The sequence below is a fragment of the Paenarthrobacter sp. 22069 genome, from assembly GCF_052046035.1.
Taxonomy (GTDB): Bacteria; Actinomycetota; Actinomycetes; order Actinomycetales; family Micrococcaceae; genus Arthrobacter.
Genome location: NZ_JBQEQF010000005.1, coordinates 171,422 through 195,787 on the forward strand (window position 1 = coordinate 171,422; position 24,366 = coordinate 195,787).

Sequence of the window (24,366 nt, forward strand, 5' to 3'; positions counted from 1 at the left end):
CTAGCTGGAGCTGCCTTCCGCACTGGTGGGCATCGGCTCGGCGTCGAACTTGCCGCTGTCTTCTGCCCTCACCACAGGCATCGCCAGCACCGCGGCCACCGTCAGCAACCCGGCCACCAGCGCGGCCAGGAACACAGCCCCGGAGGCGCTGATCACCGTGGCGGGATCGGCGTTGCCTCCACTGCTGCCGCCGTAGATGGAGTTGGCCACGGCACCGAACACAGCCACGCCCAGGGCGCTGCCGATGGAGCGGGCAAACATGTTGGTGCTGGTCACCACGCCGCGTTCATGCCACGGCACGCTGGACTGGGCGGAAATCAAGGTGGGCGTGGCCAGCAGGCCCAGGCCAAGCCCGACGACGAAGCAGCTGATGGCGATCAGCGCCACGTTGGGGGAAGCGGCCGTCAGGGACAGGATCAGCAGGCCGGCCACCGCAATGGCGATGCCGATCAGGGCAGTGGACTTGAACCCGATCCGCAGGTAGAACTTCCCGGCCTGCGAGGCACTGAGCGGCCAGCCCAGCGTCAGGGCTGCAAGCGCCAGGCCCGCGACCAGCGGCGAGGAGGACAATGCTCCTTCCAGGAAGGTGGGCACGTAGGAGGTCAGCCCGATCATCATCGCGCCAACCCCGAAGGACACCAGCGCGGTGGTGGCCAACAGGCGGCGGGACACTACCCAGGCCGGGAGGATGGGTTCCGCTGCCCGCCGCTCCACCAGCAGGAACGCAACCAGGAGCACGGCCCCGACAACAAACACGCCAATGCTGATGGGCGAGTTCCATGCCCACGCCTGGCCGCCCTGGAGGGCGCCGAGGATGAGCAGGCCGAGCGATCCGGCCAGCAGCACCGCCCCGGCGTAGTCCACCTTGTGCGTGGCGCGTTCCACGTTTTCGTGGAGGGTGCGGATCAGCATCCATCCGGCCAGCAGGCAGAGCGGCACGTTGACAAGGAAGATGCCGCGCCAGATGCCCAATGCTGAAAAGATGCCGCCCAGGCTGGGGCCCACCACGGAGGAGATGGCCCAGACGCTGGCCAGGTAGCCCTGGACCTTCGCGCGCTCCTGAAGGGTGTAGATGTCGCCGGCGATGGTGACGGCCACCGGCAGTACCGCACCGGCACCGAGTCCCTGCAGGGCCCGGAAGGCGATCAGCGAGGGCATGCTCCATGCGACCCCGCAGAGCACCGAGCCGAGGAGGAACAGGCCAATCCCGATCAGGATAATGGGCTTGCGCCCTGCCATGTCCGAGAGTTTGCCGTAGATGGGCACGGACACTGCCTGCGCCAGCAGGTACGCAGAGAAAAGCCAGGGGAAGGACGAGAAGCCACCCACGTCACGGACGATCGACGGCACCGCCGTGGCCACGATGGTTGAGTCGATGGCCACCAGGCCGGTGGAGAGCATCAGGGCAATAAGGATGGGTCCCCGCTCGGACCGGAACCCTACGCCGTCTTTTACGTTCGCCATGGTCAGACCCGCACCAGTCCGGCGGCCTGGGCCAGCAGTTCGACGGAGCGCAGCCGTGCCTCGGTGCCCGGGCTCTGGTGGGCCACGATGAGTTCGTCGGCGTCGGCGTGCTTGCCGAAGCTGTCCAGGTAGTCCATCACCATGTCAGGGGTGCCCACGGCGGAGTAGGTCATCATTTGTGCCATGTGCCGTCCTTGCGGCGAGTCGAGGATCATGTCCGCTTCGTCGTCGGTGAATTCGCGGGTGCCGCCGCCGAAGAACAGCGAGACGCGGGCGCGCTTGGTGGCCTGCAGCATCTCCTGGGCTTCGGACGCGGAGTCGGCGGCGATGACGTTGACGCCGGCGATGACGTGCGGGGCGTCCAGTTGGGCGGAGGGCTTGAATTCGCGGCGGTAGGTGGCCACGGCATCCTGCAGGGCCGCGGGGGCGAAGTGCGAGGCGAAGGCATACGGCAGGCCCAACTGCGCGGCCAGCCGGGCGCCGAACAGGGAGGAACCCAGGATGTACAGCGGCACGTTGGTTCCCTTGCCGGGCGTAGCCTCAACGCCCTGGATGCGGGTGGGGCCGGTCAGGTAGCCCTGGAGTTCCAGGACGTCCTGCGGGAAGCTGTCCGCGGACATCGGGTCGCGGCGCAGGGCCCGCATGGTGTTTTGGTCGCTGCCCGGGGCCCGGCCCAGGCCAAGGTCGATCCGGCCCGGGTGCAGGGTTTCGAGGGTTCCGAACTGTTCGGCGATGGTCAGCGGGGAATGGTTGGGCAGCATAATGCCGCCGGCCCCCAGGCGGATGCTTTCGGTATGCGCGGCCACGTGGGCGATCAGCACGCTGGTGGCAGAGGAAGCGATGGAGGACATGTTGTGGTGCTCCGCGTACCAGACGCGCCGGTAGCCCAGCTTTTCGGCGCTTTGCGCCATGGCCACGCTGCCCGCCAGGCTCTCCGCCGCCGTCTGGCCTTTGCCGATGGTTGCCAGGTCAAGGATGGAGAGGGGAAGAGTCACGTCGGATGCGGCCTTTCAGGAACGTTTCGTAAGAAGGCGCCGGCCGGATCACGGCGGCACTTGATACATAACGACGGCGGTCCCCGGCTTATTTCGTGATTTCCGGAATACTCAGCACACTGATGAGGTTGCCGCCCCTATGAGCCATGATTCAACGAACCAGCTGGAACTGTCCGCAACGATTGACCTGAAGGATCTGGGAACCGTGCACAGGCTCGGCTTCGGTGCCATGCGCATCGTCGGTGACGGTGTCTGGGGTGAGCCCGCAGACCGCAAGGCCGCCGTGGCCGTGCTGCGCCGCGCCGTCGAACTCGGCGTGGACTTCATTGACACCGCTGACTCCTATGGCCCCAACATCAGCGAGGAAATCATCGCCGAGGCCCTGCATCCGTACCAGGAGGGGCTGAAGATCGCCACGAAGGTGGGCTTCACGCGCACCGGACCCAACAAGTGGATCCCCGTGGGCCGGCCGGAATACCTGCGCCAGCAGACGGAACTGAGCCTGCGCAAGCTCAAGGTGGACACCCTGGACCTGCTGCAGCTGCACCGCATCGACCCGAAGGTGGACGCTGAGGAACAGTTTGGCGTGCTCCGCGAGCTCCAGGACGAAGGCAAGGTCCGGGCCCTCGGCCTGTCCCAGGTCAGCGTGGCGGAGCTCGAAGCGGCCGGGAAGCACTTCACCGTGTCCACCGTGCAGAACCGCTACAACCTGACTGACCGCAGCTCTGAGGACGTGCTGCGCTACTCCGAGGAGAACGGCATCGGCTTCATCCCGTGGGCACCGATTTCGGCGGGCGAGCTTGCCCGGCCGGGCGGCCCGCTGGACGAAGCAGCCAAGCGTCTGGGCGCCACCACCTCCCAGGTGGCACTGGCCTGGCTGCTGCGCCGCTCCCCCGTCATGATGCCCATCCCGGGCACCGGTTCCGTGCAGCACCTTGAAGAGAACATGGCCGCCGCCGGCATCACGCTCGACGACGACACTTACGCCGAGCTCGAAGCGGCCGGCAACTAAAGATTTAGAGAAAGGAGCTACACCATGGCAAACATCCTGATGGTCGTATCGGCCGCCGATTCCCTCACCATGAAGGACGGCAGCGAACACCCCACCGGCTACTGGGCAGAGGAACTGGTGGTATCACACCAGACCCTGACCGACGCCGGAAACACGGTCCACATCGCCACCCCCGGCGGCAGGAAGCCCACCGTGGACCAAGTAAGCCTGGCTCCAGAGTCCGCGGGCGGCGAGGACCGGGCGCAGGGCTTCCGGGACTACCTGGCAAAGATCGACGGCGAGCTGTCGCACCCGCTGGTCCTGGCCGACGTCGACATTGCCGCGTATGACGCCGTCGTCATGCCCGGCGGCCACGGCCCCATGGCCGACCTCTACAAGGACGCCGACCTTGGCCGGCTCCTGGTGGCGGCCAACAGGGACGGCAAGATCATCGCTCCGTTCTGCCACGGTCCGGCGGGACTGCTGAGCGCAACGGACGACGACGGCGGGTTCGCTTTCAAGGGCCGCCGCCTGACGGTCTTCACCAACGAGGAAGAGCTCGGCGGCGGGACCGGCGAGAACACGCCCTGGCTGGTGGAGGATGCGCTGAAGGAGAAGGGCGCCGTTGTGGAGAACGGTGCGGCCTGGAGCTCCAACGTGGTCCGTGACGGCAACCTCATCACCGGGCAGAACCCGCAGTCCAGCGAGGACGTGGCAAAGGAAGTCCTGGCTGCCCTGCCGTAGCCCGCAGTTCAACAGGCAGTGCAGTAAAGAGGGGACCAGTTCGCATGGGCTGGTCCCCTCCTTGCGGCGCACGTCGTTGGGCGCCGGCCTTCATTCCTTGTGATCAGGCGGCACAGCCCCCGTTCGCGATGGAGGGGTCGATCGCTGCGATCTGCTTCTGGATGTCCGCCAGCTGGGTCTGCAGGCTGGACACCAGCAGCTTCTGCGCCTTGATCGCGTCGGCGTTGTTCCCCTTCTTGGCCTGGAGTGCCCGGAGAGTGTCCTGGGCGGCGGTAACCTGGGCGTCCACCGTGCTCAGCTGACCCTGCAGCACCTTGAGGTTTGCTTCCGCCGTGCTGATCTCCCCGTTGAGGCTGTCGAGCTGGTCCAGCAGCGGCTGTACCCGCGTCTGCAGCTCAAGGACGTTGGCTTCGGCGGTGGCGATCTGGCCGTTGAGGGCCGTAATCCGTGCCACCAGGTCGTCACCCAACTGGTTGAGCGCCGCGATGTCCGCCGTCTTCGAGGCAACGGCCGTGTTGGCGGCGTCCAGGGTGGCTTGAAGCGCCGGAAGCTGCAGCTGCAGGGCTGATATCTCGGCGTTCTTGTCATCCACCGCTCCGTTGGCCGCTGCCAGCGCGTCCTTTGCCTGGGCCAGGGTCCCGTTCAAGCCGTCGAGGATAGCCCGCTGGTCAGTAATGGCCTCCTGGGCCTGCTCAACGTTGTCCGTGAGGGTGGGCAAGGCGGCTTCGAGGTCCTTCACCACCTGCTGCTGGGCCGTCACCGCGGCAGCAGCGTCTTTCGCTGCCTGCTCGAGCCCCGGGAGCTCTCCCTGCAGGGTGGTGAGCTCCGCCTGCTTCGTGGCAACAGCCGCGTTGGCCAGGTTCACGGCGTCCTGGAGCGCGGGCACCTGCGCCTTGAGGGTGGCAATGTCGTTCTGTTTTGCGGTCACTGCAGCGTTCGCGGCGTCGAGCGCCGCCTGCAGCGGGGCAGCGTTCTGCTGCAGTGTGCTGCTTTCCTGCTGCTTTGCCAGCAATTGTGAGTTCAAACTGTCCACTTGCGTCTGGAGGGTCTTCAGGTCGCCCTGGAGCCCGGAGATCAGTGTGTTCTTGTCGGCGATCTGGCTATTCACTGCCGTCAACTGGCTCTGCAGGCCGTCGCGCTGAGCAATCAGATCCCGCTTTTTCTGCGAGTTGCCGTTGATGGCATCGATCTGCCTGGTCAGGTCGGCGATCTGGCCCTCAAGGCTGGTCTTTTGCGACGTGAGCGTGGCCAAGTCGTTCTGGGCCTGGGTCAGCGCGGCCTGCTTCGTTGCAATCTGGCCGTTCACCGTTGCGATCTGGTTCTGAAGGGTGGTGATGTCGGCGGTCACCGCAGCAATCTTGGCATTGTTGTCGCTGACAGCCTTGGCCGCTGCCGCCGCGTTGGCTTGAAGGGTCTGCAGGGCCGTCTGGGCTGCCGTAATATCGGCATTCTTGGCATCGAGCGCCGCCTTGGCACTGGAGGCCGCGGACTGCAGGGCGGCGAGTTGCGCCTGTGCCGCTGCAATTTCCGCGTTCTTTCCGGTCACTGCGGCATCCGCAGCTGCGGCAGTCTCCTGCAGGCCCGCCAGCGTCGTCTTCGCAGCGTCAACCTTGGCCTGCTGGGCCTCCAAGACTGCGACCGCCGTGTCTCCTGCCTGCTGCAACCTCGTCAGCTCAGCTTGTGCGTCATCGACTGCAGTCTGTGCAGCATCCACCGCGGCGGCGGCCTGCTGCGCCTGGGCGGTCAGGTCAGCCAGCTGATCCTGTGCCTGCTGGATCTGGGTTTCCTTGGCAGCGAGGTCGGAAGCCGCCTGGTCCGCAGCCTGCTGCAGCGCGGAAAGCTCCGTCTGGGCGGCCGCGACGGCTTGGCTGTTGGCCACCAGCTCTGCTGCCAGCTTGTCTGCCTGGTCCTTGAGGGCGGCGGAGGCCGTCTGGGCTGCTGCGAGTTCATCCTGCAGCGGTGCCAGCTGGCTCTCAACGCTTGCCTGCTGGCCCTGAAGGTCGGTAATGGCGGCTTTCGTTGCCTCCACTTGGGCGGCCAGGCTCTTTTGGTCCTCGGTCAGGTTATTCAGCTCTGTCTGCGCTGCTGCTTCCTCACTGTCCAGCTGTGTCTCCTGGGTCGCTAGGTCAGCCAGCGCCTTGTCCGCGTCGGCCTTTTGCGCGGCCAATGCATCCGCTTGTGCCTGGAGCGTGGCCTTGTCCGCCTGCAACGCGGAGATCGCATCGGCATTCTTCTTGGCGGCGGCCTTCAGGAGGTTCTCCTGGACGGCGCCGCGGTGTGACAGCTGATTGACCACCCCGTTACACATTCCCGTGGTGGATGTTGTGGCTGCAAGTGCCGGCTGGACGAGCACCAGGCTGGTGGTGAGCAACCCGGGCAGGACCACTGCGGCGGCAAGACGCCGGGTCAGAACAGACGTGGACGGGGAAGGGGAAGTGCGCATGCGAGCTCCTGATAAGACCGTTGCAGCGGGCCACTTTGGCCGCCTCATTGCCCCACCGTAAATTCCGGCATACGGGGAGAACACGCGTAGTCACCACCTGTCTTTTTCACCCGGGTACTCGTTTTCTGCTGAAACCGTGACGCCCGTCCTCCCGGACCCTCCCCTGGCCCGAATATGACCGCCGCGGTCGTCCGGTTAACCGCCGTTACTCCCTGTATCCCAGCGTTTCAGGGCCTTTGATTCGCCGCCGGCGGCTGGCGGATAGTTGCAGCAACGCGCACCATCGGCCCGCATCCCCCACCCCTCCAAGGAGGAACCATGACCATCACCACCAGACCCGTAGCCGCCGTGGCCGTTGCCGTCTCCGCATTGTTGGGACTGGCCGCCTGCTCCGACCCGGGCGCCTCGGCGGCGGCAGCACCGTCGTCGTCCGCCACCAACTCCGCCGGCAAGACCTTCAACCTCTCCCCGGACCAGGACCGCTTCAATGTCTCAACCGATCCCGCCGCGGCAGCGCTGGTCCCGGAGCCCATTAAGGCCGACGGCAAGCTGACCGTGGTGACCACCGGCGGCACGGCGCCACTGAGCCTTTTCGCCACGGACAACAAGACCCTGATCGGCAGCGAGGTGGACATCGCCTATGCGGTGGGGGAATCGCTCGGCCTTCAGGTCGAAGTCCTTCCCGTCGCCTGGGCCGACTGGCCGCTGGGCATCGAATCGGCCAAGTACGAGGCCGTGCTGTCCAACGTGACCGTCACCGAGGCGCGGAAGGAGAAGTTTGACTTCGCCACCTACCGCAACGACCTGCTGGGCTTCTACGCCAAAAGTGATTCCAGCATCGGCGACATCAAGGAAGCCAAGGATGTGGCCGGCAGGAAGATCATCGTGGGCTCCGGAACCAACCAGGAAGCCATCCTGGTGCGCTGGGACGAGGAGAACAAAAGGAACGGTTTGGCGCCGGTGCAGTTCCAGTATTACGACGACGACTCCGCCTCGAGCCTGGCCCTTCAGTCAGGCCGCGCGGACCTGACCTTTGGCCCCAACGCGGCCGCCGCCTACAAGGCGGCCCAGGACGGGAAGACGAAGCAGGTGGGCACGCTGAACGGCGGCTGGCCTTTGACGGCGCAGATCGCCTTCACCACCAAGAAGGGCAACGGCCTTGCGGCGGCGGCCCAGGCTGCCCTGAACCACCTCATCGCGGACGGCACCTATGCAAGGATCCTGGACCGCTGGGGCCTCTCTTCCGAGGCTATCCAGAAGTCCGAACTGAACCCGGCGGGCCTGCCAAAGAAGTAGGCATCCTGCCGACGAATGAGTCCCCGCCGGGCTTCCCGGCGGGGACTCAGCTGCGTCAGCGGGGGTCGGGTTCCACCGCCCAAGCCAGCCGGTGCAGGAAGGTGGCGATGCGGCTCCTGGTGGCCAGCACGGCAGCCGAAATGCGGGTGGGTTTGTCGATGATTTGCGGTGCGTTGGGCTGTGCGCTCCTGGCTGTGCCCATGGCTCCGGCAAAAAAGAGGGCAATGAGGCTTGCGCTTTCCATTTATCTCCGGCCGAACATTGGATCCCTGGGGGCATGGAAGCCCAACTCTGCTCGAGGCCTTTTCCAGATTATCAGCTGGGCCGCGGGGTTCGGCCGGCTCCGGCGGTGGAAGTGCGTTCCCGGTCCCTAAGGCAATAGTCTGGCCATATGGGGACCAGTGCCGTGAACTCGGGCGAACAGATAGACAAGCAGACGCGCATTCTTGACGCGGCGATGGATTTGCTGTCGCGCCACGGCATCTCCGGCGTGAGCATGCGGGCCGTGGCCCGCGAGGCCGGCGTGGCGCTGGGCCTGGTTAACTACTACTACGACGACAAGACCACGCTCATCCGGGCCGCCCTGCGCCGGGTGGATGAGCACGACCTCCTGCTGGTTGCGCAGGACCCGGCACTGACTCCGGAGGAACAACTGCGCCAGGCACTGCATCGAGTGGCCGGCGCAGATTTGCTGACCACCCGCTACCTGTCACTTCGACTGCACTTGTGGGCCCTGGCCCGGGCTGACGAGGATTACGCCCTGATCAACGCGGCGGCATTCGACCGGTACCTGGACGGGCTCGCCACGCTGGTGTCCAATGCGATTCCGGAGCTCCCTTGGAAGGCATGCAGGGACCGGGCCGCCGATATTGTCGTCATCCAAAACGGCATGTGGTTGACCGCGCTTCTCGGGGTGGACCGGGCCGCCACCCAGCGGAGCATCGCCCGCACGGAGGAGATCGCCTTCGCACCGGTTCCGGCCAACACCAGCACCACCACGGAACCCGGTCGGGACTGAGAGCACCCGCAGCACAACGCCGGCAGCTCCCCGCGTAGCATTGAACGATTGTTCAAAATAACTATTGAACAGTCGTTCAAAGTGCATTACTGTCCTCGGTATGACTTACGCCACAGCAGTACAGGACGGCAGCCCCAAGGCAGAAACCACCACCGCATCCTCCCTCTTCATCAACGGAGCCTGGGAGGCCGCGGCATCAGGGGCCGTACGCGAAATCAGGAACCCTGCCGACGGCCAGCTGGTAGCCCTCGTGTCGGAGGCCGGCCGGGACGACGCCGAACGCGCCATCATGGCGGCCCGCAGCGCCTTCGACTCAGGTGCCTGGTCCTCAGTCCCGGCACCCGAGCGCGGCACGTTCCTCCTGAAGGTCGCAGCCGGCCTGCGCGAACGGCGGGAAGAATTCGCCCGCGCCGAGTCGCTTGATACCGGAAAGCGGATCATCGAAAGCCGCATCGACATGGACGACGTCGCGGCCTGCTTCGAGTATTTCGGCAGGCTCGCCGGGCAGCAGTCGGGACGCGTCGTCGACGCCGGGAACCCAGACGTCGCCAGCAGGATCGTCTACGAACCCGTCGGGGTCTGCGGACTGATCACCCCCTGGAACTACCCGCTGCTCCAGGCCGCATGGAAGATCGCCCCCGCACTGGCCGCCGGCTGCACCTTTGTCCTCAAGCCCTCCGAACTGACCCCGTCCACCAGCATCCTGGCCATGCAGCTGCTGCAGGACCTTGGCCTGCCGGCCGGCGTCGCCAACCTCGTGACCGGGGCCGGCGCGGAGGCGGGCGCACCGCTTTCGGAACACCCCGCCGTCGACCTCGTCTCCTTTACCGGGGGCCTGGAAACCGGCAAGCGCATCGCGGCAGCCGCCGCAGCCACCGTCAAGAAGGTGGCGCTGGAACTGGGCGGCAAGAACCCGAACGTCGTTTTCGCGGACGCCGACTTCGACGCCGCCGTGGACAACGCCCTCAACGGCGCTTTCGTCCACTCCGGGCAGGTCTGCTCGGCAGGGGCACGGCTGCTGGTGGAGGAATCCATCGCCGAACGCTTCGTGGACGAACTGGTCCGCCGGGCCCAGGGCATCCGGATCGGCGGCCCCTTTGACGACGCCGCCGAAACCGGGCCGCTGATTTCCGCCGCCCACCGGGACAAGGTCCACGCCTACGTCCAGCGCGGCATCGAGGAAGGCGCGCGGGTGCGCACCGGCGGCGCAGCCGCGTCCGGAGAAAAGTACGATGCCGGCTTCTACTACCAGCCGACCATCCTGGACCGCGTGCAGCGGGGCATGTCCGTGGTGGTTGACGAGGCGTTCGGCCCCGTGGTCACCGTGGAGACATTCCGCACCGAGGACGAGGCCGTGGCCACTGCCAACGACACCATCTACGGCCTGGCGGGCGCCGTCTGGACCCAGGACGCCGGCAAGGCCCAGCGCGTGGCAGGCCGGCTGCGGCACGGCACCATCTGGATCAACGACTACCACCCCTACCTCCCCCAGGCCGAATGGGGCGGCTTCGGCCAGTCCGGCGTCGGCCGCGAACTGGGCCCCACCGGCCTGGCCGAGTACCAGGAAGCCAAACACATCTACCAGAACACCAGCCCCCAGGTCACCGGCTGGTTTGCTGACCACGGCAAGGAGAACTAGATGCACGTCGACAACATCGAGCAGCTCACCGAGCGCTCATTCGATTACCTCGTCATCGGCGGCGGATCCGCCGGCGCCGCAGTCGCCGCACGGCTGAGCGAGGACCCGGACGTCACCGTGGCCCTCGTCGAGGCGGGCCCGGACGACCGGAACATCCCCGAAATCCTGCAGCTGGACCGCTGGATGGAACTGCTGGAATCCGGCTACGACTGGGACTACCCCGTCGAGCCGCAAGAGAACGGCAACTCCTTCATGCGCCACGCCCGCGCCAAGGTCATGGGCGGCTGCTCCAGCCACAACTCCTGCATCGCCTTCTGGGCGCCCCGCGAGGACCTGGACGAGTGGGAATCCAAGTACGGCGCCACCGGCTGGAACGCCGACGCTGCCTGGCCGCTCTACAAGCGGCTGGAAACCAATGAGGACGCCGGTCCGCAGGCCCCCCACCACGGCGACTCCGGCCCCGTGCACCTGATGAACGTGCCCCCGGCGGATCCCGCCGGCGTCGCGCTCCTGGACGCCTGTGAGCAGGCAGGCATCCCGCGGGCGAAGTTCAACACCGGAACCACGGTGGTCAACGGCGCCAACTTCTTCCAGATCAACCGGCAGGCGGACGGCACCAGGGCTTCCAGCTCCGTGTCCTACATCCACCCCATCGTGGACCGCCCCAACTTCACCCTGCTGACCGGGCTGCGTGCCCGCCAGTTGGTGTTCGACGCGGACAAGCGCTGCACCGGCGTGGACGTCGTTGACGGGGCGTTCGGCCGCACCCACCGGCTCTCCGCCAACCTCGAGGTAGTGGTCTCCACCGGCGCCATCGACTCCCCCAAGCTGCTCATGCTCTCCGGCATCGGCCCGGCCGCGCACCTGGCCCAGCACGGCATCGAGGTCCTGGTGGACTCCCCCGGCGTGGGCGAGCACCTGCAGGACCACCCCGAAGGCGTGGTGCAGTTCGAGGCAAAGCAGCCCATGGTGCAGACCTCCACCCAGTGGTGGGAAATCGGCATCTTCACCCCCACCGAGGACGGCCTTGACCGCCCCGACCTGATGATGCACTACGGCTCCGTCCCGTTCGACATGAACACCCTGCGGCACGGCTACCCCACCACGGAAAACGGCTTCAGCCTCACCCCCAACGTCACCCACGCCCGCTCCCGCGGAACAGTCCGGCTGCGCAGCCGCGACTTCCGCGACAAGCCCATGGTGGACCCGCGCTACTTCACCGATCCGGAGGGCCACGACATGCGCGTCATGGTGGCCGGCATCCGCAAGGCCCGCGAAATCGCCGCCCAGCCCGCCATGGCGGAATGGACGGGCCGCGAGCTCTCGCCCGGCATCGAGGCGCAGACGGATGAGGAACTGAAGGACTACATCCGCAAGACCCACAACACCGTCTACCACCCGGTGGGCACCGTCCGGATGGGAGCGTACGACGACGACATGTCGCCACTGGATCCGGAGCTGCGGGTCAAGGGCGTCACAGGCCTCCGTGTTGCCGACGCGTCCGTCATGCCCGAACACGTCACCGTCAACCCCAACATCACCGTCATGATGATCGGCGAGCGCTGTGCCGATCTCATCCGGGCAGGCCACGCCGGGGCAGATGCACTGGAAGAGCCGGAGCTCACCACGTCCCTCGCCTAAGCGGCAGCTCATCAGGGGGCCGTCCTGACCAACAGCAACGGCCCCCGCAAACGTTATTCCGCCGCACCCCAGGGCGGCCGGTCCCCATCGTGCTTTCTGACCCAGGAGTCCAAATTGGAACCCAGCAAGAGTATTGATTCAAGCGGCATGGACGAATTCGGCTACACCCAGACCCTCGACCGAAGCATCGGCAAGTTCGCCAGCTTCGCCGCGGGTGTCAGCTACATCTCCATCCTCACCGGTGTTTTCCAACTGTTTTACTTTGGCTTTTCCATGGCCGGCCCGGCGTATGCCTGGTCCTGGCCCATCGTGTTCGTCGGCCAGCTCATGGTGGCCCTGTGTTTCGCCGAACTGGCCGGCCGCTACCCCGTCGCCGGCTCCGTCTACAACTGGGCCAAGCGGCTCGCGTCCGGGACATCGTCCTGGCTGGCCGGCTGGCTGTTGCTGCTGTCCTCCATCATGGCGCTGGGCTCCGTGGCCCTGGCCCTGCAGATCACCCTCCCGCAGCTCTGGTCCGGGTTCCAGTTCGTCGGTGACGGCACCGGACCGTACGACTTCGCCATGAACGGCGTGGTGCTGGCCACCATCATGATCACCATCTCCACCCTGATCAACGCGTTCGGCGTGAAGCTGATGACCAGGATCAACAGCATCGGTGTTTTCGTTGAACTGATCGCGGCCGTGCTGCTGATCCTCGCCCTGGCCTGGCACGTGGTGCGCGGGCCGGAAGTCTTCTTCCAGACCAACGGCTTTGGCGAGGGCCACGACCTCGGCTTCTTCGGCGTCTTCCTGATCGGCGCCATGGCCTCCGGCTACGTCATGTACGGCTTCGACACCGCCAGCTCGCTGGGCGAGGAAACCAAGGACCCCAAGAAGACCGCTCCCAAGGCCATCCTGCGGGCTGTTACGGCGTCCTTCCTGCTGGGCGGCGGAATCCTGCTGTTCGGCATCCTGGCAGCGCCGGACCTCACCGACCCCCAGATTGGTTCCCCCGACGGCGGCCTGCAGCACATCGTGCTCTCCGTCCTGGGCGGCCCTTTCGGCAAGGCCTTCCTGGCCTGCATCGTCGTGGCAGTGGTGGTGTGCACCCTCGCCGTCCACGCCGCCGCCATCCGCATGATGTTCGCCATGGCCCGTGACAACAACCTGCCCTTCAGCCGGCAGCTCAGCAAGGTGGATCCGGTCCGCAGGACCCCCACCGTCGCCGCGATCGTCATCGGCGTCATGGCCGTCATCCCGCTGCTGGTCAACGTGATGCAGCCGGCCATCTTCACCATCCTGTCCAGCATCAGCATCGTCCTGATCTACCTGTCCTACCTCCTGGTCACGGTTCCGCTGCTGCGTAAGCGGCTGCTGAAGAAGTGGCCGCTCGTCGCGGATGGTTCCGAGCCCGGATTCTCCATGGGCAAGTGGGGTCTTCCCGTGAACATCCTCGCCGTCCTGTGGGGTGCCGCCATGACCCTCAACCTGGTGTGGCCGCGCCCGGAGATTTACAACTCCGTGCCGCCCTTCGAGTGGTACCTGCAGTGGGGCGGCGTGATCTTCGTGGCCGCCGTGGTCATTGGCGGGACCCTGCTCTACCGCCTGAAGATCCGCCACCAAACCGGCGTGCTGGCCGAGCACGCGGCCGCCGTCGCTGCCCACCCGGCGTCGGCGTCCACCGCCGCCAACGCTTCGGAAGAGCACCAGCTGGTGGACGCGCAGGTGCCATAAAGGCCGCTGCTGCAGCAGCACCTTCAAAGGAACGGGCCGACGGCGNCACGTGAGTGCCGCCGTCGGCCCTTTCTGCGTCCCCGGCTCTGCCATGTTGAGTACCGGCGTCATACAACGAAAGCCCTGGCGGATCCCGACCGGCAACGTCCTACCCTTGACAAGTGACTTTGACTAAGATCCGTACCGCGGCCGCGGGCCCCCTTGCCGCCGCCGGTCTCCTGCTTGCCCTCGCGGGCTGTTCAACGCCTGCCGCCACCCAGTCCAGCCCCGCTGCCTCCGGCTCTGCCTCCCCGGCAGCAGCTTCGGCCAGCGCCTCTTCCACCGCCGCCGGCCCTTGCGCCGGCGTGAAGGTCATCGTTGACTCCGGCGCCCTGAAACAGTCCGCCGCCAACACCTCCACCTGCGTTTCCGTGGACGGACCCACTGTGGCGTCCAAGGTGCTGGAGGAGGCAAAGATCAAGACCGAGGGCACCACCCAGTACCCCAACGAAATCGTGTGCCGGGTGAACGGTGTGCCCGCCGCCGACCTGGACATCAAACACAAGGACGGCACCTACCGCGAGGAATGCAAGGGTATGCCCGCCGCGTTCGCCTACTGGGGTCTGTGGGTCAAGCCCGCCTCGGGTGACTGGGCCTACGCCCAGGAAGGCCTGGCAACCCTGAAGGTCAACCCGGGCGAGAGCCTGGAGCTGCTCTTCTCGGTCGACGGCGAGCCGGCCGCCCCCGCCGCATGACCTTCCGGCCCGCGCCGTTGCGCGCAGCGGCAGTCCTCGCCGCTGTGTTCGTTGCGGCGCGGGTCATCTACCGCGTCCTCTTCAATGGCGCGGGCACCGGCAGCCCCCTCCTGCTCGACCTGCCGCCGCTGCGGCTCCCCGCTCCGTACGCCCATGTGGTGTTCCTGGGTCCGGTCACCGGGCCCGGACTGTGGGCGGCCGTGCTGTCCGCACTGCCCATTGCCGCGACCATCCTCGCCTTCGGCCTGTTCAACGCTTGGTTCGATGTGTCCCGGGGTTTCGTGCGGCTGGCCCGCGGCGGTCCACTTCAGGGCGTGGCCCGGATGCTGGTGGTGGCGTGGGCCGCGCTCCCCGCCCTGGCCGACGCCGTGGCCTCCGTCCGGCTGGCGTTTCGGCTGCGGGGTGAGCGCTTCGGCCCCCGCGCCCTGGTGCCCGTGCTGGAACGCACCCTCGAACACGCCGGCCGGGTTGCCGCGGCCCTGGAGCTGCGCGGCTTCGGGAGCCGGGCGGCGCAGCAGAAGGGGAACGACGGCGGCGCACCGCTTGAGGTCCGGGACGCACAGTTCCGGATTGGTGCAGCATGCATAAAGGTGGAGAAGTTTGCGCCGTCCGGCGGCTCCATCACCGTCATCACCGGACCCACCGGCTCCGGCAAGTCCACCATCCTGCGCGGCATCGCCGGCCTGCTTTCCCACGTCGACGGCGGAGACCTTTCCGGGATGGTGCGGGTCGGCAGGCTGGACCGCGCTGCTGCCCCGCCGCGTGACACTGCCCGCCTGGTGGGCGTGGTCCTGCAGAACCCCCGGGCTGCGTTCGCCACCACCCGGGTCCGGGACGACATCGCCCTGGCCCTCGAACTGCGCGGCATGCCTGCCGCTGCCGCAAAGATGCGGGTGCAGGAGGTCGCTGCACTCACCGGAGTCACGGCGCTGCTGGACCGGAACGTCAGCACCCTCTCTGCGGGTGAGGCAACGCTGGTGGCCATCGCCGCCGCCGTCGTGGACCAGCCCAGGCTTCTCCTGGTGGACGAGCCACTGGCCGACCTCGACGCCGCAGCCCGCGCCCTGGTCATTTCCGTGCTCGACGCCCTGGCCCACCAGGCGGGCGTCTGCGTGATCGTGGCGGAGCACCGGGCGGCGGCGCTGGTCCCCGTGGCCGATTCGTGGTGGACCCTCGAGCGCGATGCCCTGGTGCCCGGCGTTGCGCCAACTGCCCCGACTGCCCGTTCTGACGGAGGCCCGGCCCGGCCGTTGGCGGACTCCACGCCCGTGCTGATGGCGGCGAACCTTTCAGTCCATCGTGGCGGCAAGCCGCTGGTCCGCGATGCATCCCTGGCCCTGCATCGTGGCGAAGTGGTGGCCCTGGTGGGGCCGAACGGGGCCGGGAAGTCGTCGCTGCTGGTGGCGCTGGCCCTGGGCGAGGGGGCTGTCGCTGGAACCACGGCCGGTGGAAATGCCGGTGGGAAGACGGCCGACGGCGGCCGGGTGGCCTTGGTGCCGGACGCCTCCGACGACCTTTTCACCAGGGACACTGTCGCCGGAGAACTCCGTGCCGCCGAGCGGCGCCTGGCACGCATCAGGCGAGCCCGCATCGAGCCAGGCGTCGCCGCATCACGCCTGGCCCTCCTGCGGGGAGATGCCGGGATGCCCGTCGGCCACGAACACCCCCGGGACCTTTCCGCCGGCGAGCGCCGGATCCTCGCCATCGCCCTGCAGACCATGGACAAACCGCCGGTCCTCCTGATCGATGAGCCCACCCGCGGCCTGGATCCCGCGGCCCGGGCAGCCGTCTCGTCAGCACTGCGCGCGGCGGCGGACGACGGCACGGCAGTCCTGATCGCCACGCACGATGTCGACTTTGCCTATGGCCTTGGCGCCCGGATCCTGCCGATGCGGGACGGGATTGCGCCCTCGTCCCCGACAGCCAATCAAGTCGAACCAGCCGCAGCCGTTCCCGCGGCACAACGGCTGGCCCCATGGCCCGAACCCCAGCCTGATCTTCCCGCTGTGAAACGGCCGCAGCGCCGCGTCCGGGTGCCGCGGGCCGTCGAGCTCGCAGTCCTTGCGGCTGCCAACCTGCTGGCCCTGGCGACGTTCTGCTGGCCCCTGCTCGCCGCTGCCCTCCCCCAGGACGCCACGGCCGCCCTGCCCTACGCGGCGTTGGCGATCGCGCCCGTGGCGGTGGTCGCCGTCGTGGTGTCCCTGGACGGTTCGGTGCGTTCGGCGCATACCGTGGCGCTGCTCGGCGTCCTGGCTGCCGTCGGTTCCGCTGTCCGGGTGGCGAGCACCGGCGTCGGCGGCGTGGAAGCGGTCTTCATCCTGCTGATCCTGGCCGGCCGCGCGTTCGGTGCCCGGTTCGGCCTGCTGCTGGGCGCGGCCACCATCGCCGTGTCCAGCGCGCTGTGGGGCGGGATCGGGCCGTGGACACCGTTCCAGATCTTCGCCTGCGCGTGGGTGGGCGCGGGAGCCGGCCTGCTCCCCCGCCGGGTCCGCGGCAAGGCCGAACTGTGGATGCTGGCCGGCTACGGCGTGGTGGCGTCGTATCTGTTCGGGCTGCTGACCAACCTGTGGTTTTGGCCGTTTGCGGTGGGCGCCGGCACCGGCATTTCCTATGTGCCGGGTGCGCCGCTGGGCACCAACCTCAGCAGCTTCCTGCTGTACTCGCTGCTGACCTCGACGGCGGGCTGGGACACCCTGCGCGCCGTCACCACGGTGATCGGCATCGCTGTGGTGGGCAGGGCGATTCTCGCCGCGCTGCGGCGGGTGAAGCCGGTTTCCGGCGGCGCTGCCGGCGCGGACGTCCAGGCCTCCCGGACACCATCACCGCATGGCAGCGACCGGCACCTACTCACGCCTTGAAGAAGACAGGCAGGTTGCCTTCAACGAATGGATTTGTGACACTGGTGTCCTCTATTCCCCAGTGTTAGGCAATGTTTTGACGGGCATTTCAGGTTTCGCGACGCAGTCCGCGCGCTGACACTTCCCTGATGCCCTAAGGGCCGGCAGGTCTCAGCGCTTCTTCCGCTGAAACCACCCGGAGCCCCATGCCACTCCATGGCTTTCCTTTTCCTGCACTGATTTCCTGCCTCGCGGCACTGCCTTGTCCTTGCCTGCCCTGGCGGCACACTGTCGTGTCCCGCCCGGCGTAGGACCCTCCCCGCGGTACAGACCTGACGTTGGCGAACCGCGGCTCCGGCCGCACAACATTTTCTCCTGGAGCACCATGCCTACAGCAAAGAATCCATCCATCGTCCTGACGGACGTGCACTTCCGGTGGCCGGACGGCTCACCGGCGCTGGCCGGGATTTCCGGCACTTTTGGGCCGGGCAAAACCGGCTTGGTGGGAACCAATGGTTCCGGCAAGTCCACCCTGCTCCGTCTCGTGGCGGGAACGCTCACCCCAACGGGCGGCAGCATCATCACCGAAGGCGACGTCGGCTACCTTCCGCAGACCCTGACGCTGCACCACGGAGCCACCATGATGGAGCTGCTCGGCATCAAGGACAAAGTCTCCGCCCTCCGGGCCATCGAATCCGGCGACGCAGCGGTGGAGCATTTTGATGTGCTGGGCGACGACTGGGACATCGAGACCCGTGCTGATGAGGCACTGCGGGAGATCGGGCTTAGTGGCATCGGTCTGGACCGGCGGGTCGGCGAGCTGTCCGGCGGGGAAGCCATGCTGGCTGCCATTTCCGGTCTGCGGGTCCAGCGAACGCCCATCACGCTGCTGGACGAGCCGGCGAACAACCTGGACCGCGGAGCCCGCTCGGCACTCGGGCACCTGCTCGCTGACTGGCCGGGAAGCCTGGTAGTGGTCAGCCACGACCTGGCACTCCTGGAACTGATGGACAGCACCGCGGAACTCTACGCGGGAGGACTTACGGTGTTCGGCGGACCCTACAGCGAATGGCACGCCTACCTGGAGGAGCAGCAAGCCGCGGCCGTCCAGGCAACGCGGGCTGCCGGGCAACTGGTAAAGAAGGAAAAGCGCCAACAGCAGGAGGCGGAATCGAAGCTCGCCCAACGGGCCAGGACGGGCCAGAAAAGTTACGACAGCAAAAAGGGATCCAAGATCCTGATGAACCGGCGGGCCTCCGACGCGCAGGTGTCGGCCGGGAAGATGCGTTCAGGCATGGACACCAAAGTACAGGCGGCCAAGGAAGCCCTGGACACGGCCGCCGCCAAGGTGCGGGAGGACGAACGGATATCGCTGAACCTCCCGGACCCGGAAGTTCCGCGCAGCCGGCGGATAGCGGAACTGCGGGGCACCAACCGCTCCTTTGTGGTGCAGGGCCCCGAGAAGGTGGCGATCATCGGACCGAACGGTGCCGGCAAGACCACGCTCCTGGAGCGGTTGGTGGGCAGCCTGCCGTGCTCCAGGGGTGAAGCCGGCGGCAGCCTGCTGACCGATCGGGCGGGGTACCTACGGCAGCGCCTCGATGGGCTCAGGGAAGATGCCACCACGCTCGAAAACGTCCAGGACGCCGCTCCGGAGGTGCCATCCGGTGATATTCGGAACCGGCTGGCACGGTTCCTCCTGCGCGGGGACAGCGTGAACCGGCCTGTGCGGACACTCTCCGGCGGTGAGCGGTTCCGGGTTTCCCTGGCCAGGCTTCTGTTCGCGGACCCGCCGGCGCAGGTGCTGATCCTCGACGAACCGACCAACAACCTGGACATCCGCAGCGTTGACCAGTTGGTGGAGTCACTCGCTGCGTATCGGGGCGCCGTGATTGTGGTCAGTCACGATGACGCGTTCCTAGGACGGCTGGCCCTGGACCTCATCCTCAGCCTGGGCCGCGACGGTTCGTTGACCCAGCTGGCCTCGCTGCCTGGCACGGCCCCGGGGTGACGTCCTCCGCCGGAGGCCGCTGCCGAAATCAGACCTTGAAGTACTTCGCCTCCGGGTGGTGGAACACGAACGCATCGGTGGACTGTTCGGGGTGCAGCATCAGCTCGTCGCTCAGGACCACGCCCATGCGCTCGGGTTTCAGGAGTTCCGTGACCTTGCGGCGGTCCTCCATGTCCGGGCAGGCGGGGTAGCCCAGCGAGAACCGGGCGCCGCGGTAGTCGAGCTTGAAGTACCCTGCGGTGTCCTTGGGCTCCTCGGCGGCGAAGCCGAGCTCCTTGCGGATGCGGGCGTGCCAGAACTCGGCGAGCGCCTCGGTGAGCTGCATGACCAGGCCGTTGAGTTCGTAGTAATCGCGGTACTGGTTGGCGGCGAACATCTTGGAGGTGAACTCTTCGATCTTGGAGCCGGCGGTGACCAGCTGCACCGGGAGCACGTCGATCTGGCCGGACTCGCGGGACTTCACGAAGTCGGCGAGGCACAGGTGCCGGTCGCGGCGCTGGCGGGGGAAGTCGAACCGCAGGCGGTCGGTGCCGATCGGGCCGCCGGAACCACCGTCGGGGGCGAGCAGGCCCGCCTGGCCCAGGACGGCGTCGGGATCCTCGCCGTGGTGCAGCACCACCATTTGTTCCCCTTCGGAAACCACGGGGAAGTAGCCGTAGGCGACGGAGGCGTCCAGCATGCCCTCGCCCAGGATGCGGTCCAGCCAGTACCGCAGGCGCGGCCGGCCTTCGCGTTCCACGAGTTCCTCGTAGGAGGCGCCGTCCTCGCCGCGGCCGGGCTTGAGGCCCCACTGCCCCATGAAGGTGGCGCGCTCGTCGAGGAACGCGGAGTAGTCGTGGAGCGAGACGCCGCGGACGATGCGGGTGCCCCAGAACGGCGGCACCGGTACGGGATTGTCGGCGGTGACGTCGGAGCGGCCGGGCATGGCTTCGGGCTCGGTCACCGTGAACTTCGCGCCGCCCCTGTGGATGCGCTTCTTCAGCGGCGGCAGGCCGACGTCGTCCGGCGATTCACCGCGGGCCACGCGGACCAGGGGTTCCATGAGGGAGAGGCCCTCGAACGCGTCCTTGGCGTAGCGGACCACGCCGTCGAACTGCTCGGCGAGGTCCTGCTCCACGTACGCGCGGGTCAGGGCTGCGCCGCCCAGGATGACGGGCCACTTCTTCGCCAGGCCGCGGGACTGCAGTTCGGCGAGGTTTTCCTTCATCACCACGGTGGACTTCACCAGGAGCCCGGACATGCCGATCACGTCGGCATTGTGCTCCTCGGCGGCGGCGATGATCTCGGCGATGCCCTGCTTGATGCCGATATTGACCACTTTGTAGCCGTTGTTGGTGAGGATGATGTCCACCAGGTTCTTGCCGATGTCGTGCACGTCGCCGCGGACGGTGGCGATCACCATGGTGCCCTTGCCGGAGGAGTCCGACTTCTCCATATGCGGCTCGAGGAGGGCTACCGCGTTCTTCATGACCTCGGCGGACTGCAGGACGAACGGCAGCTGCATTTCGCCGGCGCCGAAGCGTTCGCCCACCACCTTCATGCCCTCGAGGAGGTGGTCGTTGATGATGCCGAGCGGGGTCATGCCCTCGCTGCGGGCCAGGTCCAGGTCCTCTTCGAGGCCCTTGCCTTCGCCGTCGATGATGCGGCGTTCAAGGCGTGCGCCGGTGGGCAGCGCGGCGAGTTCGGCGGCGCGCTGGTCCTTGAGCGCAGCGGTGTCGACGCCGGCGAACATGTCCAGCATGCTGGCCAGGGGGTCGTAAGTGGTGTTGCCGTCGGCGTCGTATTCGCGGCGGTCCCAGACGAGGTCAAGGGCCACCTTGCGCTGGTCCTCCGGAAGGGAGGCGAGCGGGACGATCTTGGCGGCGTCGATGATGCCGCTGGTCAGGCCGGCCTGGACGGCCTCGTGCAGGAACACGGAGTTCAGCACGATGCGGGCTGCCGGGTTCAGGCCGAAGGAGACGTTGGAGACGCCGAGGGTAGTGTTGATGCCCGGGTATTTCGTGGTGATCTGGCGGATGGCTTCGATGGTCTCGATGCCGTCCCGGCGCGTCTCCTCCTGGCCGGTGGCCACGGGGAAGGTGAGGCAGTCGACGATGATGTCCTCGACGCGCATGCCCCATTCGCCCACCAGGGCGTCGACGAGGCGGGAGGCGATGGCCACCTTGCCTTCGGTGGTGCGGGCCTGGCCCTGTTCGTCGATGGTCAGGGCGATGACGGCGGTGCCGTGTTCCTTGACCAGCGGCATGATGCGGGCGAAGCGGCTGTCCGGGCCGTCGCCGTCCTCGTAGTTGACGGAGTTGACCACGGGGCGGCCGCCGATGAGTTCCAGGCCTGCCCGCAGGACGGGCGGTTCGGTGGAGTCGATGACCAGCGGCAGGGTGGAGGCGGACGCGAAGCGGCTCACTACCTCCTTGATGTCGGCCACGCCGTCTCGGCCCACGTAGTCGATGCAGACGTCCAGGAGGTGGGCGCCGACGCGGATCTGCTCGCGGGCGATGTCCACGCAGTCGTCCCAGCGCTCTTCGAGCATGGCCTGGCGGAAGGCCTTGGAGCCGTTGGCGTTGGTGCGCTCACCGATGGCCAGGTAGGCGGACTCCTGGTCGAAGTTCACGTGCTGGTAGAGGGAGGCGACACCGGCTTCGCGCTCTTCGGGGATTCGTGCCGGCTTTCCGCTGTTGGTGACCGCGGCTTTGGTGCGGAAGGGCGCAAGACGTTCGACGACGGCGGCCATGTGTTCCGGCGTCGTACCGCAGCAGCCGCCCACCAGGCCCAGGCCGAATTCGCGGACGAACTGTTCGTGCGCGGTGGCGAGTTCGGCGGGTGAGAGCGGGTAGTGCGCGCCGTTGGCGCCCAGGACGGGCAGGCCGGCGTTGGGCATGCAGGCGATGGCGACGGAGGACTGCTTGGAGAGGTGGCGGAGGTGCTCGCTCATCTCGTCCGGTCCGGTGGCGCAGTTCAGGCCGATGGCGTCGACGCCGAGCGGTTCGAGCGCGGTCAGGGCGGCACCGATTTCGGACCCCATGAGCATGGTGCCGGTGGTTTCGACCGTCACCTCGACGAAGATGGGGAGGCGGACGCCCTTGGCGACGATGGCCTGCTTGCAGCCGTTGACGGCGGCCTTGGTTTGTAGGAGGTCCTGGCTGGTTTCGATGAGGAATGCGTCGGCGCCCCCGTCGATGAGGCCCTCTGCCTGCAGGGCGAAGGTCTGCTTGAGCCAGTCGTAGCTGGTGTGGCCCAGGCTGGGGAGCTTGGTGCCGGGCCCCATGGAGCCGAGGACCCAGCGCATGCGGCCGTCTAATTCTTCCGCGGCTTCGGCGCGTTCGCGGGCGATTTTGGCGCCCTTGAGGGCGAGTTCCTCGATGCGGTCGTCGATGCCGTAGTCGGAGAGGTTGGACCAGTTGGCGCCGAAGGTGTTGGTTTCCACGGCGTCGATGCCGGTGGCGAAGTACGCGTCGTGGATGTCGGCGATGACGTCCGGACGGGTGTCATTGAGGATCTCGTTGCAGCCCTCAAGGTTCTGGAAGTCGGTGTCCAGCTGGAGGTCGCGGCCCTGGAGCATGGTGCCCATGGCGCCGTCGGCAATGACCACCCGGTGGTTCACGGCGTCCAGGAGTTCCTGCGCGCGGGCAGGGCGGGGCACGGATTCTATATCAAGGGCGAAACGAGGCATTTAAACAGGTTACGGGTGGCCGCCCGAACATTGCTTCGTATTTCTATGTACTACGTTCCCATGAACTTGGACGGCGGGTGGTTGGAGGCGCCAAGGAACGACGGTTCTGACTGGGAGCGTGGCGTTAACCAGGGGCCACGCCGCGCGCCCGCATCACCTTGTCAACAGCCCATTTCGCCCTCGCCTTGATTTGTGTTCGAACCGCTCCCGCGCAGTCCGGGCGGACATGCCGAGGGCTGCACCGATAACCTCCCAGGAGTCTCCGTTCGCGCGGGCGGCGCTGACGGCGGCGTCCAGCTCGGCCGCGGCCTTCTCGGCCGCCGCACGTGCAGCGGTGATCCGGCGGAAGTCTGCAGCATCCCTATCTACGTGAGGTGTCGGGTTCAAGCGAAGGAGCGTCCCATCCACCCGTAGCGGCGCGGCCAGGTGTTCAACATGCAGTACATAGCCTTCTTCAGTGGCGCGCTGCACGTAGACGGTGAGGACCGCCTTTCCCTCGCTGTCATCAAAGTCCACTTTCCCGTAGCTCCCGCTGGGGCCAACAGGCCATGGACGTGGCCTCAAACGCCCTCCAGCTTCGTACTGCCTCGGTTCGTACACGTGCTCGGGGCCTTGTGAATCACGAGGGCTCATACTAACTGTTCTCCTTCAAGTTGAGTCGCTGCCCCCCGAGGCGTGGGAACAGATACCAGTACAAGTTATTGCGGGTTGAAGGGCACGAGTACCCGGTACTCGACCTTCTGCATCAAGAGGGGCATCCCTGGTACGGGTACTGGCCAACAAGGCTGACTGGAAGCTAGTTCCCATGCGACCACCGGATCAGGTCACGGTAGTAGAGGCTGAAGTTGAGCTGGGGCTTGGCTGATATTCCTTGGAGCCTGTCGCGCTCCCGGCTCGAGAAGCGTGCGAAACGGATCTGATCTGGACGGTACACGTTCCCGGACGTCGAAACGCCTAACAGGGCCGATAACCTATGTTATGTAAAGCTAGCGTCAGAAGGGGCTGGCAGGAGCCTCAAATAACGGGTCGATGAGTAGTTCTTGGAAGACCTTGTCTTCCACGCCGACGTTCCAGACGCCAGCTAAGAGCTGTTCTTACGTCTGGCTCGTCCCGCTACCATTTGTGTCCTCTTTGATGCTCCTGAAAATGGCGGCCATGGCCCGCATTGCA

General features: G+C 66.9%; 16 protein-coding genes. 10 read left to right on the forward strand and 6 right to left on the reverse strand.

All coding sequences use genetic code 11. The features are described from left to right. Positions 1–1,464, reverse strand: coding sequence for an MFS transporter (locus tag ACTJK0_RS05875; protein ID WP_440744586.1), 1,464 nt, complete (start codon positions 1,462–1,464; stop codon positions 1–3). Between the two features lie 2 nt (positions 1,465–1,466). Then, positions 1,467–2,459, reverse strand: coding sequence for an LLM class flavin-dependent oxidoreductase (locus ACTJK0_RS05880; protein ID WP_440744587.1), 993 nt, complete (start codon positions 2,457–2,459; stop codon positions 1,467–1,469). Between the two features lie 139 nt (positions 2,460–2,598). Here ACTJK0_RS05880 and ACTJK0_RS05885 point away from each other — a divergent pair, with 139 nt between their 5' ends. Together ACTJK0_RS05885 and ACTJK0_RS05890 are read left to right on the forward strand one after the other, a co-directional pair. After that, positions 2,599–3,471, forward strand: a complete 873-nt coding sequence (locus ACTJK0_RS05885) for an aldo/keto reductase (RefSeq protein WP_110545377.1) — start codon at positions 2,599–2,601, stop codon at positions 3,469–3,471. Between the two features lie 24 nt (positions 3,472–3,495). Beyond that, a complete protein-coding gene (locus ACTJK0_RS05890; protein WP_110545379.1) occupies positions 3,496–4,194 on the forward strand; it encodes a type 1 glutamine amidotransferase domain-containing protein in 699 nt (232 codons plus the stop codon). 103 nt (positions 4,195–4,297) lie between these two features. On the opposite strand, the gene ACTJK0_RS05895 is transcribed toward ACTJK0_RS05890, so the two are convergent. After that, positions 4,298–6,637 carry a chromosome segregation ATPase gene (locus tag ACTJK0_RS05895; RefSeq protein WP_110545381.1) on the reverse strand — a complete coding sequence of 780 codons (2,340 nt, stop codon included), beginning with the start codon at positions 6,635–6,637 and terminating at the stop codon, positions 4,298–4,300. Positions 6,638–6,955: 318 nt separating this feature from the next. Between ACTJK0_RS05895 and ACTJK0_RS05900 the strand changes: the two genes are divergently transcribed. Further along, a complete protein-coding gene (locus ACTJK0_RS05900; protein ID WP_110545382.1) occupies positions 6,956–7,933 on the forward strand; it encodes an ABC transporter substrate-binding protein in 978 nt (325 codons plus the stop codon). A gap of 55 nt (positions 7,934–7,988) precedes the next feature. Here the strand turns inward: ACTJK0_RS05900 and ACTJK0_RS05905 are convergent, their stop codons facing one another. Next, on the reverse strand, positions 7,989–8,177 hold the full coding sequence (locus tag ACTJK0_RS05905; protein ID WP_110545384.1) for a hypothetical protein: 189 nt from the start codon (positions 8,175–8,177) through the stop codon (positions 7,989–7,991). Positions 8,178–8,324: 147 nt separating this feature from the next. Here ACTJK0_RS05905 and ACTJK0_RS05910 point away from each other — a divergent pair, with 147 nt between their 5' ends. From ACTJK0_RS05910 to ACTJK0_RS05940, 7 genes are all read left to right on the forward strand, one after another. After that, positions 8,325–8,951, forward strand: a complete 627-nt coding sequence (locus ACTJK0_RS05910) for a TetR/AcrR family transcriptional regulator (protein ID WP_440744588.1) — start codon at positions 8,325–8,327, stop codon at positions 8,949–8,951. Positions 8,952–9,051: 100 nt separating this feature from the next. Continuing rightward, entirely contained in the window at positions 9,052–10,590 is a 1,539-nt protein-coding gene (locus ACTJK0_RS05915; RefSeq protein WP_440744589.1) for an aldehyde dehydrogenase family protein, read from the forward strand. Further along, positions 10,591–12,231: a GMC family oxidoreductase gene (locus ACTJK0_RS05920; RefSeq protein ID WP_440744590.1), complete on the forward strand. Its 1,641-nt coding sequence runs from the start codon at positions 10,591–10,593 to the stop codon at positions 12,229–12,231. Positions 12,232–12,378: 147 nt separating this feature from the next. Further along, positions 12,379–13,944, forward strand: coding sequence for an APC family permease (locus tag ACTJK0_RS05925; protein WP_440744618.1), 1,566 nt, complete (start codon positions 12,379–12,381; stop codon positions 13,942–13,944). A gap of 161 nt (positions 13,945–14,105) precedes the next feature. Next, positions 14,106–14,678, forward strand: coding sequence for a hypothetical protein (locus tag ACTJK0_RS05930; protein ID WP_440744591.1), 573 nt, complete (start codon positions 14,106–14,108; stop codon positions 14,676–14,678). Beyond that, positions 14,675–17,536: an ATP-binding cassette domain-containing protein gene (locus ACTJK0_RS05935; protein WP_440744592.1), complete on the forward strand. Its 2,862-nt coding sequence runs from the start codon at positions 14,675–14,677 to the stop codon at positions 17,534–17,536. The genes ACTJK0_RS05930 and ACTJK0_RS05935 overlap by 4 nt, the downstream gene beginning before the upstream one ends. Before the next feature lie 364 nt (positions 17,537–17,900). Next, positions 17,901–19,526, forward strand: coding sequence for an ABC-F family ATP-binding cassette domain-containing protein (locus ACTJK0_RS05940; RefSeq protein WP_440744593.1), 1,626 nt, complete (start codon positions 17,901–17,903; stop codon positions 19,524–19,526). A 28-nt stretch (positions 19,527–19,554) separates the two neighbouring features. Here the strand turns inward: ACTJK0_RS05940 and metH are convergent, their stop codons facing one another. Then, on the reverse strand, positions 19,555–23,196 hold the full coding sequence (gene metH / locus ACTJK0_RS05945) for a methionine synthase (RefSeq protein WP_440744594.1): 3,642 nt from the start codon (positions 23,194–23,196) through the stop codon (positions 19,555–19,557). A gap of 153 nt (positions 23,197–23,349) precedes the next feature. Further along, positions 23,350–23,712 carry a hypothetical protein gene (locus ACTJK0_RS05950; RefSeq protein ID WP_440744595.1) on the reverse strand — a complete coding sequence of 121 codons (363 nt, stop codon included), beginning with the start codon at positions 23,710–23,712 and terminating at the stop codon, positions 23,350–23,352. Between the last annotated feature and the right edge of the window lie 654 nt (positions 23,713–24,366).

Excerpts from the sequence above, each read along its gene's own strand:
- ACTJK0_RS05905 (WP_110545384.1), bottom strand. The coding sequence starts at position 8,177 with ATGGAAAGCGCAAGCCTCATTGCCCTCTTTTTTGCCGGAGCCATGGGC.
- ACTJK0_RS05915 (WP_440744589.1), top strand. The coding sequence starts at position 9,052 with ATGACTTACGCCACAGCAGTACAGGACGGCAGCCCCAAGGCAGAAACC.
- ACTJK0_RS05920 (WP_440744590.1), top strand. The coding sequence starts at position 10,591 with ATGCACGTCGACAACATCGAGCAGCTCACCGAGCGCTCATTCGATTAC.
- ACTJK0_RS05935 (WP_440744592.1), top strand. The coding sequence starts at position 14,675 with ATGACCTTCCGGCCCGCGCCGTTGCGCGCAGCGGCAGTCCTCGCCGCT.
- ACTJK0_RS05895 (WP_110545381.1), bottom strand. The coding sequence starts at position 6,637 with ATGCGCACTTCCCCTTCCCCGTCCACGTCTGTTCTGACCCGGCGTCTT.
- ACTJK0_RS05900 (WP_110545382.1), top strand. The coding sequence starts at position 6,956 with ATGACCATCACCACCAGACCCGTAGCCGCCGTGGCCGTTGCCGTCTCC.
- ACTJK0_RS05940 (WP_440744593.1), top strand. The coding sequence starts at position 17,901 with ATGCCTACAGCAAAGAATCCATCCATCGTCCTGACGGACGTGCACTTC.
- ACTJK0_RS05890 (WP_110545379.1), top strand. The coding sequence starts at position 3,496 with ATGGCAAACATCCTGATGGTCGTATCGGCCGCCGATTCCCTCACCATG.
- metH (WP_440744594.1), bottom strand. The coding sequence starts at position 23,196 with ATGCCTCGTTTCGCCCTTGATATAGAATCCGTGCCCCGCCCTGCCCGC.
- ACTJK0_RS05875 (WP_440744586.1), bottom strand. The coding sequence starts at position 1,464 with ATGGCGAACGTAAAAGACGGCGTAGGGTTCCGGTCCGAGCGGGGACCC.
- ACTJK0_RS05910 (WP_440744588.1), top strand. The coding sequence starts at position 8,325 with ATGGGGACCAGTGCCGTGAACTCGGGCGAACAGATAGACAAGCAGACG.
- ACTJK0_RS05885 (WP_110545377.1), top strand. The coding sequence starts at position 2,599 with ATGAGCCATGATTCAACGAACCAGCTGGAACTGTCCGCAACGATTGAC.
- ACTJK0_RS05925 (WP_440744618.1), top strand. The coding sequence starts at position 12,379 with ATGGACGAATTCGGCTACACCCAGACCCTCGACCGAAGCATCGGCAAG.